Origin of the sequence: Kitasatospora paranensis, assembly GCF_039544005.1 — a bacterium.
GTDB classification, from domain to species: Bacteria; Actinomycetota; Actinomycetes; order Streptomycetales; family Streptomycetaceae; genus Kitasatospora; species Kitasatospora paranensis.
The window spans coordinates 1194203-1208490 of sequence record NZ_BAABKV010000001.1; the positions used below are offsets into that span (position 1 = coordinate 1194203).

The following is a 14288-nucleotide window of genomic DNA, read 5'->3' on the forward strand; positions in this document are numbered from 1 at the left end:
CACGATCGTACGCGGGCCGGAAGCGCTCCTGTCAAGGGGCATCGGACACACCGTCCCGCATCCGGACGGCAGTTGACGAACTCCGAGGTTCACTGCTCAACTTGGCCGCATGAACGCCGAGCAGCCCCTGGTCACGCGCGGCCACATCGACTTCGGTCGGGTGTGGTCCGCGGCGTGTTGCGGCTGACCCGGCAGCAGGCCGCCTGACCGGCCCAGTTCTCCCGGGGGCATCTCCCTCGTCCGCCCCGTCGCGTGGGGCCGGCACCCCGTCCGTCCGAGCGCCTGCCCGACAGGCCCGGCGGACCGCACCAGGCGATCGCTGCCGCCTACCTTCGCGCACCCACTCCGCCCTTTTCTGACGATTCGTCAGGGGGCCGCCGCGCGCACCCGTTCCCCTCCCCTCCCCGCCCCGCCCGGCACGCGCCGCCGTCGCCGTGCCCTGCCGCGCGCCCCTCGCGGCCCCGGAAAGGACCCACCATGCCCGTCGAGTTCCTCGGCATCGCCGCCACCGGCGACGGCTCGGAGACCACCGCCCGCACCACCGCCTCCTTCGACCGCGACTACACGCTGCGCCTGGCCCGCGCCCACGAGGACCACGGCTGGGACCGCGTGCTCTTCGCGTACGGCGCGGGCTCGCCCGAGCCCGCCGCCGCGGCCGCCTTCCTCGCGGCGCGGCTCGACCGGCTGCAGATCCTGCTCGCGCACCGGCCCAACGTCTCCTACCCCACCTTCGCCGCCAAGACCTTCGCCACCCTCGACCGGATCAGCGACGGCCGCCTCACCGTCCACTTCATCACCGGCGGCAACGACCACGAGCAGCAGCGCGAGGGCGACTTCCTGACGAAGGACCAGCGGTACGCGCGCACCCGCGAGTACATCGGCATCGTCAAGAAGGCGTGGACCAGCGAGCAGCCGTTCGACCACGAGGGCACCCACTACCGGTTCCACGACTTCGTCTCCGACGTCTTCCCCGTCCAGCGGCCCCGCCCCGGCGTCTCCTTCGGCGGTTCCTCCGACGCGGCGTACGCGGCCGGCGGCGCCGAGGCCGACATCTACTGCCTCTGGGGCGAGCCGCTGGCCCGCACCGCCGAGCAGATCGCGAAGGTGAAGGCGGCCGCCCGCGCCGCCGGCCGCACCGACACCCCGCGGATCCAGGTGGCCTTCCGGCCGATCATCGCCGCCACCGAGGAGCTGGCCTGGGAGAAGGCGCACCGCACCGTCGCCGCCATCCGCGACCGCCGCGGTGCGGACGGGCCGGCCGGCCGCCGCGGCACCGACCGGCCGGAGAACACCGGCTCCCGGCGCCTCATCGAGATCGCGGAGGCCGGCGAGCGCTACGACCGCGCCCTGTGGACGCCCACCGCCGCGGCCACGGGCGGCGCGGGCAACTCCAACGCGCTGGTCGGCACCCCCGAGACGGTGGCCGCGGCGCTGCTCGACTACTACGACCTCGGCGTCGAGATCATCTCCGCCCGCGGCTACGACCACATCGACGACGCCATCGACTTCGGCCGACACGTCATCCCCTCGTCCGCGCGGAGGTCGCCCGGCGCGACGCCGCCACGGCCGCGGCCCGGGAGGCCGACCGGCACCGGCTCATCGCGGCCCGGGCATGAGCGCGACGGACGCCCGGCCGGCCGTCGAGGTCCGCGCCGTCCGCCTCGACGACCCGCTGGCGGAGCCGCTGATCCGCGAGCTCACCCACGAGTACGTGCTGCGCTACGGGCCGGGCGGGCACAAGGAGATGAGCCGCTTCCCGGCGGACGACTTCGTACCGCCGGGCGGCCTGCTGCTGCTCCTGCTGGAGCACGGCGAGCCGGTCGCCGGCGGTGCCTACCGCCGCCACGACGCGCCGTCCACCGCCGAGATCAAGCGGATGTGGACGCATTCGGCGCACCGCCGCCGCGGCCTGGCCCGCCGGGTGCTCGCCGAACTGGAACAGGCCGCGGCCGCCGAGGGCTACCGCCGGATCCACCTCACCACCGGGCCGCGCCAGCCGGAGGCCAGGCACCTCTACCTGGCGGCCGGCTACACCCCGCTCTTCGACCCGGCGCAGGACCAGAGCGACGCCCCGGCGCTGCCGTTCGAGAAGGAGCTGTCCGCCCCCCGCCCGCCGGCCCGGCACCCGATCCCCGACCGTCCGAGAAAGGCACCCGCCCCGTGAAGCGTTCACTCCCCACTGCCGCAGCCCTTGCCGCCGCCCTCGTCCTGGCCGGTTGCGGCTCGGACCCGGCGCCCGCGGGCCCGGCGGCCGGCGCCTCGGCCGCCGCGGCCGCCCGCCAGGACGTGGTCTCGGCCGAACAGAAGGTGGACGCGGTCGCCGCCCTGCTCCCCGCGGACGTCCGGAAGGCCGGCACCCTCAAGCTCGGCGGCGCGGTCGGCACCCCGCCCAGCGCGTTCTACCCCGACCCCGGCCAGAAGAGGCCGGCCGGGCTGGACGTGGACTTCGCCGATGCCGTGGCGAAAGTCCTGGGCATCACCATCACCCGCCAGGACGCCGCCTTCGAGACCATCCTGCCCGCGCTCTCCAGCGGCAAGTACGACGTCGGAACGGGCAACTTCGGCGTCACCACCGCCCGTCTGAGGACGATCGACTTCGTCACCTACATCGACGACGGCCAGGGGTTCGCCGTCCGCAGGGACAACACCGCGATCAAGCCGGTCACCGACCTCGTCCAGCTCTGCGGCCTCACCATCGGCACCGGCGCCGGCACCACCTTCGAATCCACCCTGGCGGCGAAGAAGAACGTGTGCACGGACGCCGGCCGCAAACCGTACGAGGTCAAGGTCTTCGGCGACAACGGCGCGATCCTCACCGGGCTCCAGCAGGGCCGGGTCGACGTGGTGATGTCCACCATCAACGGCCTGCGGCATCAGGCCGCCCAGCCCGCCGCGAACACCCGGTTCCTCGGCGAGTTCCACCGGCTGGACGTCGGCTTCGCCTTCAAGAAGGGCTCGCCGCTCACCCCGGCGTTCCAGGCCGCCGTCAACCGGCTGATCAAGGACGGGACCTACGCGAGGATCCTGCAGAAGTGGGGCACCCAGGACTCCGCCGTCGACAGCTCGCGGATCAGCCCGCCTGAGCATGCCTGAGCCGCTGTCCCCGCCCGTCGCCACGGGCGGGTCCGTCCGCACGGGGAGGAGCCCCGCCATGAGCACCACCGCCGTACCCGGGCAGAGCGTCGGGGCGGAGACCGGGCCACCGGGCGACGCCGACCTGCCGGTCGTCCCCGCCCGGCACCCCTGGCGATGGGCCGCCGGGGCCGCCGCCTTCGTCCTGGTCGCCCAGTTCGTCCACGGCCTGGCCACCAACCCCGGCTGGGACTGGCCGACCTTCCGGGCCTTCGTCGCCACCGACAGCATCCTGAAGGCCGTCGGCATCACGCTTCAACTCACCCTCTACGCCACGGTGCTGGGCTTCCTGATCGGTGCCGCGGTGGCCGCCCTGCGACTCTCGCGCAGCCCGATCCTGCAGACCATCGCCTGGGTCTACATCTGGGCCTTCCGGTCGATCCCGCTCATCGTCCAGTTGGTGTTCTGGTTCAACCTCTCCTATCTGTACCGGCGGCTGGGCATCGGTGTCCCCTTCGGCCCGGTCCTCGTCGACATCGACACCGTGCACGCGCTCGGCGCGCTCGGCGCTGCCGTCATCGGCCTCGCCCTGCACCAGGGCGCCTACGCCGCGGAGATCATCCGGGCAGGAGTGCTCTCCGTCGACGGCGGGCAGCTGGAGGCCGCCGCGGCCCTCGGCATCCCGCGCCTGCGGCAGGCCAGGCGGATCGTCCTGCCGCAGGCGATGCGCGGCATCCTGCCGAACGCCGCCAACGAGATCATCTCGCTGTTCAAGTCCACCTCCGTGGTCTACGTCATGGCGATCGGCGAGCTCTTCTACCAGGTGCAGGTCGTGTACGGCCGCACCGGCCGGGTCGTCCCGCTGCTGATGGTCGCCACCGCCTGGTACGTGCTGCTCACCACACTGCTGTCGGTCGGCCAGTTCTACGTCGAGCGGCACTTCGCCCGCGGCGCCGAGCGCACTCCGCCGCCGACCCCGCTGCAGCGGCTCCGCGCCCTCGTCGAGCGGATCACCGAGACCCGGCTCACCCCGCCCTCCGCCCGGACCACCGCACCCACCGCACCCTCGGGAGGCCGACCGTGAGCACTGCCACCACCGCGATGGTGAACGTCCGGGGCGTCCACAAGAGCTTCGGCCGGCTGGAGGTGCTGCGCGGCGTCGACCTGCGGGTCGCCGCCGGGTCCGTCACCGTCGTGCTCGGCCCGTCCGGCTCCGGCAAGTCCACCCTGCTGCGCGCCATCAACCACCTGGAGAAGCTCGACCGCGGCACCGTCACCGTCGACGGCGAGCTGATCGGCTACCGCCGGGTCGGCGGCAGGCTGCACGAGCTCAAGGAGCGCGAGGTGCTGCGCCAGCGCACCAGCCTCGGCTTCGTGTTCCAGAACTTCAACCTCTTCCCGCACCTCACGGTGCTGGAGAACCTGGTCGAGGCGCCGATCGGCGCCCTCGGGCGGCCCCGGGCCGAGGCCAGGGCGCGGGCCCTGGAGCTCCTCGGCAGGGTCGGTCTGGCGGACAAGGCGGACGCCTACCCCCGCCGGCTCTCCGGCGGCCAGCAGCAGCGGGTGGCGATCGCCCGCGCGCTCGCCCTGGAGCCGAAGGTCCTGCTCTTCGACGAGCCGACCTCCGCGCTCGACCCCGAGCTGGTCGGCGAGGTGCTGGACGTCATCAAGGACCTCGCCGCCGCCGGCACGACCATGATCGTCGTCACCCACGAGATCGGCTTCGCCCGCGAGGTCGCCGACACCGTGGTGTTCATGGACGACGGGGTCGTCGTCGAACAGGGCCCGCCCGCCGCCGTCCTGGACCACCCGCAGCACGAGCGCACCCGCGCCTTCCTGTCCAAGGTCCTGTAGCCCGCCCCTCACAGCCCCGCCCGAAAGAGGAGTCCACCGTGCCGACCTCCCCGCGCACCCTCATCGCCGCCGCCTCCGCCCTGCTCGCCGGCTCGCTGCTGCTCACCGCCTGCGGCTCCGGCGCAGACGCCGCCGCGCAACTCGCCGGCTCCGCCGGCAGTGCCGCACCGAACGGCACCACGATCAATCTGACACCCGATCAGCACCGCATCACCACCCCGAAGGTGGACGCCGTCGCGGCCCTCGTCCCGGAGGAGATCAGAAAGCGGGGCACCCTCCAGGTCGTGGACAACCTCGGCACCGTCCCCCCGCTGGACTTCCACGCCACCGACGACAGGACGATCATCGGCGCCGAGCCGGACATCGCCCATCTCCTCGGCAACGTGCTGGGCCTGCAGGTCGAACTCAACCCGGTCTCCTGGGAGAACGTCTTCGTCGGCCTCGACAGCGGCAAGTACGACGTCGGGCTCACCAACATCACCGTCACCGAAGCCCGAAAGGAGAAGTACGACTTCGCCACCTACCGCCTCGACATCCTCGGCTTCGAGGCGCGCAAGGGCGGCAGCTGGAAGGTCACCGGGCCCAAGGACGTGGCGGGCCGCACCATCGGCACGTCCTCGGGCACCAACCAGGAGAAGGTGCTGATCGCCTGGAACGAACAGAACGTCAAGGCCGGGCTCAAGCCCGTGACCATCAAGTACTACCAGAACTCCTCCGACTACTACCTGGCGCTGTCGTCCGGCCGGATCGACGCCTGGCTCGGCCCCAACCCCACCGAGGCGTTCCATGCCGCACAGGTCGGGCAGACCGAGGTCATCGGCACCTACTCCGGCGGCGGCGCCGACGTGCTCGGCAAGATCGCGGCGACCACCCGGAAGGACAACGGCCTGGTGAAGGCGCTGCAGGCGGCGATCGACGAGATCATCCGGAACGGCACCTACGGCCAGGTGCTCAAGCGGTGGGGCCTGGAGAAGGAGGCCGTCACGACCTCCGAGATCAACCCGCCCGGCCTGCCCAAGACCGACTGAGCCCGGCCGCAGGACGGCCGCGCAGGACGGCCGCGCACGGCCCGGCGCCCGGTCAGCCCTCGGCCAGGCCGCGGGCCGCGCCGGTCAGCGCGGTGAGCACCGGGGCGATCAGCGGGTGCCCTTCGGCGCCGGCCCGGACGGCGGCGAAGACCTTGCGGGTGGCGAGCTCGCTGTCCACCGGGCGGACGGCGACGGCGGCCAGATCGGTGCCGCGCAGCGCCGAGCGGGGCACCAGCGCCACCCCCGCACCGGCAGAGGCGAGCGCGACCACCGCACTGAAGTCGTCCGAGGAGTGCACCAGCCGGGGCTGGAAGCCGGCGTGCTCGCAGGCCAGCAGCACCACGTCGTGGCAGGGGTTTCCCGGGTACGGACCGATCCAGGTCTCGGCGGCCAGCGCGGCCATCGCCACGGGGCCGTCGCCCGCGGCCAGCGGGTGGTCCAGCGGCAGGACCGCCCGGAACGGCTCGGCGTACAGCGGGACGCGGGTGATCCGCCGGTCGTCGGCCTGCGGTGCGCCGCGGTACTCCACCGCCACCGCCAGGTCGGCCTGACCGTCGAGCAGCATCGGCAGGCTGGCGTCGCCCTCGGCGTCCCGAACCCGCAGCCGCACCCCGGGTGCCGTCCGGGCGAGGTCGGTGAGGGCCGGGGCCAGCACCAGCGCGATGCCGGTGGCGAAGGCGGCGACGGTGACCTCGCCCGCGACACCGTCGCTGTACGCGGCCAGGTCGGCCTCGGCGCGCTCCAGTTGCGCCAGCACCGCGTCCGCGTGACCGAGCAGGATCTCGCCGGCCGCGGTCAGCCGGACGCCGCGGCCGTCCCGGGCCAGCAGGTGGTGGCCGGTCTCCTGCTCCAAGGCCGCGAGCTGCTGGGAGACCGCCGAGGGGTGAGGTAGAGCGCGGCCGCGGCGGCCGTCACGGTGCGGTGGTCGGCCACGGCCCGCAGGGTCCGCAACCGTCGTGCGTCGATCACGGGGTCAATTCTGCCAGCGTGCGGCCGCCGCTCCGGACGGGCCGCCGACGGCCGTCCCGAGCGGGGGCGCGCACAGGGAGCCGCCGGCCCGGGAAGGGGGTGCCGGGCCGGCGGCTCGTGGGGGGCGGATGCCCCCGGGAGGGCGCGGTGAGGGTGGGGCCGCGCCTGGTCGGTCACTCCCCGCGGACGCGCCCATCGCGGCGCGCGCGTCGACGAACGCGGCGATGGCGCGTTCGACGTCGGCGGTGGAGTGGGCGGCGGAGAGCTGGACCCGGATCCGGGCCTTGCCGTGCGGCACCACCGGGTACGAGAAGCCGATCACGTACACGCCGCGCTCCAGCAGCAGTTCGGCGAGCCGGCCGGCCTCGGCGGCGTCGCCGATCATGACCGGGGCGATGGCATGCTCGCCGGGCAGGATCTCGAAGCCCTCCTCGGTCATCCGCCGGCGGAACAGCTCGGTGTTGGCGGCCAGCTGCTCGCGCAGGTCGCCGGACCGCTCCAGCAGGTCCAGCACGGTCAGCGAGGCCGCGGCGATCACCGGCGCGAGCGAGTTGGAGAACAGGTACGGGCGCGAGCGCTGGCGCAGCAGGGCGACGATCTCCCGGCGGGCCGCCACGTAGCCGCCGGAGGCGCCGCCGAGGGCCTTGCCCAGGGTGCCGGTGATGATGTCGACGCGGTCCATCACGCCGTGCAGCTCGGGGGTGCCGCGGCCGGTGGGTCCGACGAAGCCGACCGCATGCGAGTCGTCGACCATCACCATGGCGTCGTACCGGTCGGCGAGGTCGCAGATCTCGCGCAGCGGGGCGATGTAGCCGTCCATGGAGAAGACGCCGTCGGTGACGATCAGCCGGCGGCGGGCGTCCTGGGTGTCCTTGAGCTGCTGCTCCAGGTCGGCCAGGTCGCGGTTGGCGTAGCGGTGGCGGCGGGCCTTGGAGAGCCGGATGCCGTCGATGATCGAGGCGTGGTTGAGGGCGTCGGAGATGACCGCGTCGCGCTCGTCGAGCAGGGTCTCGAAGACTCCGCCGTTGGCGTCGAAGCAGGAGGAGTAGAGGATCGTGTCCTCCTGGCCGAGGAAGTGCGAGAGGCGCTCCTCCAACTGCTTGTGGACGTCCTGGGTGCCGCAGATGAAGCGGACGGACGCCATGCCGTAGCCCCAGCGGTCGAGGGCGTCCTTGGCGGCGGCGACCACGGCCGGGTGGTCGGCCAGGCCCAGGTAGTTGTTGGCGCAGAAGTTCAGGACCTCGCCGCCGTTGCCGGAGCTGACGCTGACCTGGGCGGACTGCGGGCTGCCGATGACGCGCTCGGGCTTGAAGAGGCCGGCCTCGCGGATCTCGTCCAGGGTGGCGGCGAGGTCGTCGCGGACGTTGTCGAACACGGAAGGACTCCTAGGTCAGGGGGTCGCGGGTCAGACGGTCCAGTCGAGGATGATCTTGCCGCAGTTGCCGCTCGCCGCCTCGTCGAAGGCGGCCTGGTAGTCGGCGGCGGCGTAGCGGCCGGTGATCACCGGACCGAGGTCGAGGCCGCCCTCCAGCAGCACCGACATCGCGTACCAGGTCTCGAACATCTCGCGGCCGTAGATGCCCTTGATGGTGATCATGGAGGTGACGATCCGCGCCCAGTCCACCGCGAAGTCGTTCGCCGGCAGGCCGAGCATGGCGATCTTCCCGCCGTGCGTCATGTTGGCGATCATCGACTGCATGGCCTCGGCGCGGCCGGACATCTCCAGCCCGACGTCGAAGCCCTCGCGCAGGCCCAGCCGCTGCTGGCCCTCCTCGATGGTGTGCCGCGACACGTCCAGCGCCAGCGTCACGCCGACCTTCTCGGCCAGCTGGAGGCGGTACGGCGACACGTCGGTGATCATCACGTTGCGGGCGCCGGCGTGCTTGGCGACGGCCGCCGCCATGATGCCGATCGGGCCCGCGCCGGTGATCAGCACGTCCTCACCGACCAGCGGGAAGGAGAGCGCGGTGTGCACCGCGTTGCCGAACGGGTCGAAGATCGCCGCCACGTCGAGGTCGACGGGGACGCGGTGCACCCACACGTTGGACGCGGGCAGCGCCACGTACTCGGCGAACGCGCCGTCGCGGCCGACGCCCAGGCCGACCGTGTTGCGGCACAGGTGGCGGCGGCCGGCCAGGCAGTTGCGGCACTTGCCGCACACCAGGTGCCCCTCGCCGCTGACCAGGTCGCCGACGGCGACATCGGTCACCGCGGCACCGATCTCGGCCACCTCGCCGACGAACTCGTGGCCGAGCGTCAGCGGCGTGGTGATGGTCTGCTGCGCCCAGCCGTCCCACGAGCGGATGTGCAGGTCGGTGCCGCAGATGCCGGTGCGCAGCACCTTGATCAGCACGTCGGCGGGGCCGATCTCCGGCATGGGGACGTCCATCAGCCAGAGCCCGGGCTCGGCCTTCTGCTTGACGAGTGCCTTCACGGCGAGCGCTCCTGACGCACGAACGACTGGTGGCCCGGCGGTGCAACCCCTGCCTCGCCGGGCACACTGCAATCTGCCTGGTCAGAGTGGGTGCGGTCCATCGAGGAATTCTTAACGGAGGTCGCAGCTGGGCTTCACGATCGTGCCCGAGCGGCGCCCCGACGCCCCGACGACGTGCCCAAGCCCACCCGGACGGGCTACCGGGCACGACCGGCCGGCCTGCCGGCGGGTCAGCTGTGGTTGACGATGACGGCGATGCCCCAGCCGATCGCCGCGAGCACCACGGCGAAGCACAGCACGGCCAGGACGTACCCGACCGGTCCGGCCGTGGGGCGGTCGGACACCGCCTCGGCGGCCCGGGCCGGCGGGTTGAGCGCCCGCAGGCCGATCGCGAACAGCGCGGGCAGGCCCGCGCCGGCGAGCATGCCGACGAGGACGATCTTCCACAGCGCGTCGAGGTTGATCCAGGAGTTCACGGCGCCGCCCTCCGACTCCGCTGCCGGCAGCACCGATCCCGTCCATGCGGCGTTGACGTTCTCCGGTGTCACCGCGGGCCGGCGGGAGGCGAGGAAGAACGCGATCGCCGCCAGCACCAGCACGGTGAAGATCACCACCACCCCGGGCGTCCCGCCGATCCCGTGCGCGGTCCAGTAGGCGAGCGCGCCGACCCCGGCGGCGGCCGGCAGGGTGAGCAGCCAGGCCGCCACCATCCGCCGGGCCACGTGCCAGCGCACCGCGGCGCCCTTCTTCCCGACCCCGGTGCCCAGGATCGACCCGGTGGCCACGTGGGTGGTGGACAGCGAGTAGCCGAAGTCGGTGGAGGAGAGGATCACCGCGGCCGAGGCCGATTCGGCGGCCATCCCCTGGGGCGACTCGATCTCCACCAGCCCCTTGCCCAGCGCCCGGATCACCCGCCAGCCCCCGATGTAGGTGCCCAGCGCGATCGCCACCGCACAGGAGGTGATCACCCAGGCCGGGGCGGTCGCACCGGACTGCAGCGTGCCGTTGGCGATCAGCGCCAGGGTGATGACACCCATGGTCTTCTGCGCGTCGTTCGTCCCGTGGGCGAGCGAGACCATGGAGGCCGAGCCGACCTGGCCGATCCGGAAGCCGTGCCCGCGCGGGCGTTCGGGCACGCCGCGGGTGAGGCGGTAGACCAGGTAGGTGCCGACCGCGGCGACCGCACCGGCGATGAACGGGGACAGCGCGGCGGGCACGATCACCTTGGAGACCAGGCCCTGCCACTTCACGGCCGACGTGCCGGCCGCCGCCATGGTGGCCCCGACCACGCCGCCGATCAGCGCGTGGGAGGAGCTGGAGGGGATCCCGAGGTACCAGGTGGCCAGGTTCCACAGGATGCTGCCGGTGAGCCCGGCGAAGACCACGGTCAGGGTCACGTCCTGGCTGTCGACGAGGCCGCTGGCGATGGTCGCCGCGACGGCGGTCGACAGGAACGCCCCCACCAGGTTCAGCACGGCCGAGACGGCGACCGCGACACGCGGCGGCAGGGCCCCGGTGACGATCGAGGTGGCCATGGCATTGCCGGTGTCGTGGAAGCCGTTGGTGAAGTCGAAGCCCAGCGCGGTGACGACCACGAACGCCAGGACCGCGTCGTTGCCGGTCACGTGCTCGAACCTAACCCGCCGTCCGGACGGACCCGGCGCTGCGACACCCGGCCTTCCCGGGTGGCGCAGGGCCGTCATCCGATCGGACCAGTGCCGGGCTGCGGGCCCGCTGCCCGGGCCCTGGCCCGCGCGTACCGGGCGGCCACCGGGCCGTAGGTGAGACCGTGCAGGACGAGGCTCACCAGCACGGTCATCACCATCACCTGGCCGACCAGGTCGGCGGCGTGCGGGTCGACGGGGGCGAGGGCCACGAAGGCGAGCAGGCCGAAGACGATGGAGGCCGGGCCGCGCGGGCCCAGCCAGGCGAGCAGCAGCCGGTCCGTGCGGTCCAGGCCGCTGCCGACCAGGCAGAGCAGGACGGGCCCGACCCGCACCACGGTCAGGGTGAGGGCGGCGTAGGCCACCACGCGCCCGTCGAAGTCGCCGGTGAAGGCCTGGGTGACGAGCTCCCCGAAGACGAACCAGAGCGCCAGCGACAGCAGCGTCCCGACGTCCTCCACCAGGTGCAGGGCCTTGGGCGGCAGGGCCCGGGAGTCCGGGGTGAAGAAGAGCCCGGCGACGAACGCGGCGACGAAGCCGTTGCCGTCCAGCACGATCGCCAATCCGTACGCGGTCAGCGGCAGGGCGAGGATGCCGAGCCGGACGGCGGACTCCCGCGTCAAGCCCGCCTCCCAGGCCCGGCGCAGCAGCCACCCGCCGGGCTTGCCGACCAGCAGGCCGGCCAGCAGGGCCCACAGCAGCGAGTCGAACGCGTCCCCCACCGCGTCGGCCGACCCCGGGCTGCCGCCGTGCGCCTCGACGCCGGCCAGGCAGAGCAGGAAGACCGGGGCGACGATGCCGTCGTTCAGCCCGCTCTCGACCGTCAGGACCCCGCGCAGCCAGGACGGCAGCCGGCGGTCGCGGATGAGCTCGGCGGCGGGCGCCAAGTCGACGGGCACCGTCACCGCGGCGAACAGCGCGGCCGTCCACCACCGGCCGCCGGGGAACAGCAGCCCGCCCGCGAGCACCCCGGCGGCCAGGGTCAGCGGCAGGGCCAACACCAGCAGCCGGGTCAACAGACCGCGCTGACCGCGGACGACCCCCGCGGGGACATCGGTGGCGTCGGTGAAGAGCAGCACCGCGAGGATGATCTCGGCCGCACGCTCGGCGTCCGAGGTGGTCAGGCTGATGAAGACCGGCGGGTTCGGGCCCACGGTCAGGGCCACCCCGGCGGCGGTCATCGCGACCGGCGCGGTGATGCTCCAGCGGGCCAGCCGGCCCGCCACCAGGGCCCAGGCGAACAGCGTTCCCATGCCCACGACCAGGGCGACCACGCGCGTACCTGTCTCTCCCCGGCGCGCGACCGGACGGTGGGTGGGTGCCCCGATGGTAGGGCGGGCGGGCGCCGGGAGGGCGCGGCGGCGCGGCCGGCGCGGCCGGTTTCACCGGTGTGCAGGCACCCGGCGCTTGTCGGACAGGCGGGGGTCCGGCGGCGGTGCGCCTGCGCGGCGGCGGCGCGGCGGGCGGCCGCGCTGGTGGAATGGGGACCGCGCCGCGCCGGCACCCCGGCCGGGCGGCGACCGACCGGGTGGAGGGGGCGGCGTGACGGCTCGGCTGGACGCGAAGGTGGTGCTGGTGACCGGGGGCAGCTCCGGGATCGGACGGGCGGTGGCCGTCCGGGCGGCCGCGGAGGGCGCGGCCGTGGTGCTGGCGGCCCGCGGGGAGGCAGCCGGCGAACGGGTCGCCGCGGAGATCCGCCGGGCCGGCGGGCGGGCGGTGTTCGCGGCCGCGGACGTCACGCTGGAGGGCGAGGCCGCTGGGCTGGTGGCGACGGCGGTGCGGGAGTTCGGGCGGCTGGACGGCGTGTTCAACAACGCCGGGGGCACCTCGCCGACCGGCCCGCTCCCGGCGATCGACGACGCCCGCTGGCAGGCCGAGCTGGACCAGAACCTCACCAGCGTGTTCTACGGCCTCAAGCACCAGATCCCCGCCCTGCTGGCGGCGGGCGGCGGGTCGATCGTCAACAACGCCTCGCTGGCCGGGGTGGTCGGGGTGCCCGGGATGGCGGCGTACACGGCCGCCAAGCACGCCGTGGTGGGGCTGACCCGGGCCGCGGCGCTGGAGAACGCCGACCGCGGGGTGCGGGTCAACGCGCTGGTGACGGGCAACGTCGACACCCCGCTGTACCGGCGGCTGCTCGGCGCCCCGCCGGTGGGCAAGCTCCGCACGGAGGCCCCCAATCCGGCCCGCCGGGTGGCCGACCCGGACGAGGTCGCCGCGTTCGTGGTCTTCCTGCTCGGCGACGACGCCCGCTTCGTGACCGGCGCCGCGCTGGCCGCCGACGGCGGCTTCACCGCGCAGTAGCAGGCGGGCACTGGCCTCCGGGGATATCTCTGACTAAGGTCAGAGAATGGAACCGTTGATGATCGCCCAGGTCCGGCGCTTCAACCGCACCGTCGCCCAGCGGATCGGCGCCCTGGACGACGCGTACCTCGCCCGCGGCCGGCCGCTCGGCCAGGCCCGGCTGCTGTGGGAGATCGGCGAGGACGGCGCCGACGTCCGGTCGCTGCGCGCCCGGCTCGCGCTGGACTCCGGCTACCTCAGCCGCCTGCTGCGCGCCCTGGAGGCCGACGGCCTGATCGAGGTCGAGGCCGGCGGGTCCGACGGCCGGGTCCGCACCGTGCGCCTCACCGCCGCCGGCCGGACCGAACGGGCCGGGCTCGACCGCTCCTCCGACGAGCTGGCCGCGGCGATCCTGGCCCCGCTCGCGCCCGCTCAGCGCACCCGGCTGGTCGGCGCGATGGCCGAGGTCGAGCGCCTGCTCGCCGCCTCCCGGCTGGAGATCCGGGTCACGGATCCGGGGGACCCGGCGGCCCGGCACTGCCTGCAGGCCTACGCCGCCGAGCTCGCCGGGCGCCTCGACGGCGGCTTCGACCCACGGCTGGCCCGGCCCGTCGACGACGCCGACATCACCGCACCGGCGGGCCTGCTGCTGGTCGCCGGCCTGGACGGCGAGCCGGTGGGCTGCGGGGCGCTCAAGTTCCGGCGGGAGGGCACCGGCTGGGCGGAGGTGAAGCGGGTGTGGATCTCGCCCGCCGTCCGCGGGCTCGGCCTCGGCCGCAGGCTGCTCGGCGCACTGGAGTCCCGGGCGGCCGCCGAGGGCCTGCGCACCCTCCGGTTGGACACCAACCGGGCCCTCACCGAGGCGATCGGCCTCTATCGCGCCGCCGGGTACCGCGAGGTGCCGGCCTTCAACGACGAGCCCTACGCCCACCACTGGTTCGAGAAGCACCTCGACGGCACCCCCGGGGCCGACGGCTGAACCGG

General features: G+C 73.8%; 11 protein-coding genes and 2 pseudogenes. 8 read left to right on the plus strand and 5 right to left on the minus strand.

From position 1 onward, the window contains the following. Window positions 1-477 precede the first annotated feature (477 nt). The 6 genes and pseudogenes from ABEB13_RS06075 (at window position 478) to ABEB13_RS06100 (ending at window position 5954) form a co-directional block, all read left to right on the plus strand. Window positions 478-1616 (plus strand): annotated as a pseudogene (locus tag ABEB13_RS06075) (LLM class flavin-dependent oxidoreductase). Beyond that, window positions 1613-2164, plus strand: a complete 552-nt coding sequence (locus ABEB13_RS06080) for a GNAT family N-acetyltransferase (RefSeq protein ID WP_345704612.1) — start codon at window positions 1613-1615, stop codon at window positions 2162-2164. Before ABEB13_RS06075 ends, ABEB13_RS06080 begins: the two are co-directional and overlap by 4 nt. Next, complete coding sequence (locus ABEB13_RS06085) at window positions 2161-3093, plus strand: ABC transporter substrate-binding protein (protein WP_425559867.1); 933 nt, start codon at window positions 2161-2163, stop codon at window positions 3091-3093. The genes ABEB13_RS06080 and ABEB13_RS06085 overlap by 4 nt, the downstream gene beginning before the upstream one ends. A 58-nt stretch (window positions 3094-3151) precedes the next feature. Further along, window positions 3152-4156, plus strand: coding sequence for an amino acid ABC transporter permease (locus ABEB13_RS06090; RefSeq protein WP_345704613.1), 1005 nt, complete (start codon window positions 3152-3154; stop codon window positions 4154-4156). 17 nt (window positions 4157-4173) lie between these two features. Beyond that, a complete protein-coding gene (locus tag ABEB13_RS06095; protein ID WP_345709556.1) occupies window positions 4174-4926 on the plus strand; it encodes an amino acid ABC transporter ATP-binding protein in 753 nt (250 codons plus the stop codon). Between the two features lie 38 nt (window positions 4927-4964). Further along, complete coding sequence (locus ABEB13_RS06100; RefSeq protein ID WP_345704614.1) at window positions 4965-5954, plus strand: ABC transporter substrate-binding protein; 990 nt, start codon at window positions 4965-4967, stop codon at window positions 5952-5954. Between the two features lie 52 nt (window positions 5955-6006). On the opposite strand, the pseudogene ABEB13_RS06105 reads toward ABEB13_RS06100, so the two are convergent. The 5 genes and pseudogenes from ABEB13_RS06105 to ABEB13_RS06125 all read right to left on the minus strand — a co-directional run bounded on the left by ABEB13_RS06105 (window position 6007) and on the right by ABEB13_RS06125 (window position 12295). Further along, window positions 6007-6923, minus strand: a pseudogene (locus ABEB13_RS06105) (LysR family transcriptional regulator). A gap of 4 nt (window positions 6924-6927) precedes the next feature. Beyond that, complete coding sequence (locus tag ABEB13_RS06110) at window positions 6928-8298, minus strand: glycine C-acetyltransferase (RefSeq protein ID WP_345704615.1); 1371 nt, start codon at window positions 8296-8298, stop codon at window positions 6928-6930. 30 nt (window positions 8299-8328) lie between these two features. Beyond that, window positions 8329-9357, minus strand: a complete 1029-nt coding sequence (gene tdh / locus ABEB13_RS06115) for an L-threonine 3-dehydrogenase (protein WP_345704616.1) — start codon at window positions 9355-9357, stop codon at window positions 8329-8331. Window positions 9358-9587: 230 nt separating this feature from the next. After that, a complete protein-coding gene (locus ABEB13_RS06120; RefSeq protein WP_425559868.1) occupies window positions 9588-10982 on the minus strand; it encodes an inorganic phosphate transporter in 1395 nt (464 codons plus the stop codon). Window positions 10983-11056: 74 nt separating this feature from the next. Then, window positions 11057-12295: a cation:proton antiporter domain-containing protein gene (locus ABEB13_RS06125; RefSeq protein ID WP_345704617.1), complete on the minus strand. Its 1239-nt coding sequence runs from the start codon at window positions 12293-12295 to the stop codon at window positions 11057-11059. Between the two features lie 268 nt (window positions 12296-12563). Between ABEB13_RS06125 and ABEB13_RS06130 the strand changes: the two genes are divergently transcribed. Both ABEB13_RS06130 and ABEB13_RS06135 read left to right on the plus strand, forming a co-directional pair. After that, window positions 12564-13325 carry an SDR family NAD(P)-dependent oxidoreductase gene (locus tag ABEB13_RS06130; protein WP_345704618.1) on the plus strand — a complete coding sequence of 254 codons (762 nt, stop codon included), beginning with the start codon at window positions 12564-12566 and terminating at the stop codon, window positions 13323-13325. Between the two features lie 46 nt (window positions 13326-13371). Next, on the plus strand, window positions 13372-14283 hold the full coding sequence (locus tag ABEB13_RS06135; RefSeq protein ID WP_345704619.1) for a bifunctional helix-turn-helix transcriptional regulator/GNAT family N-acetyltransferase: 912 nt from the start codon (window positions 13372-13374) through the stop codon (window positions 14281-14283). The last annotated feature ends 5 nt before the right edge of the window (window positions 14284-14288 follow it).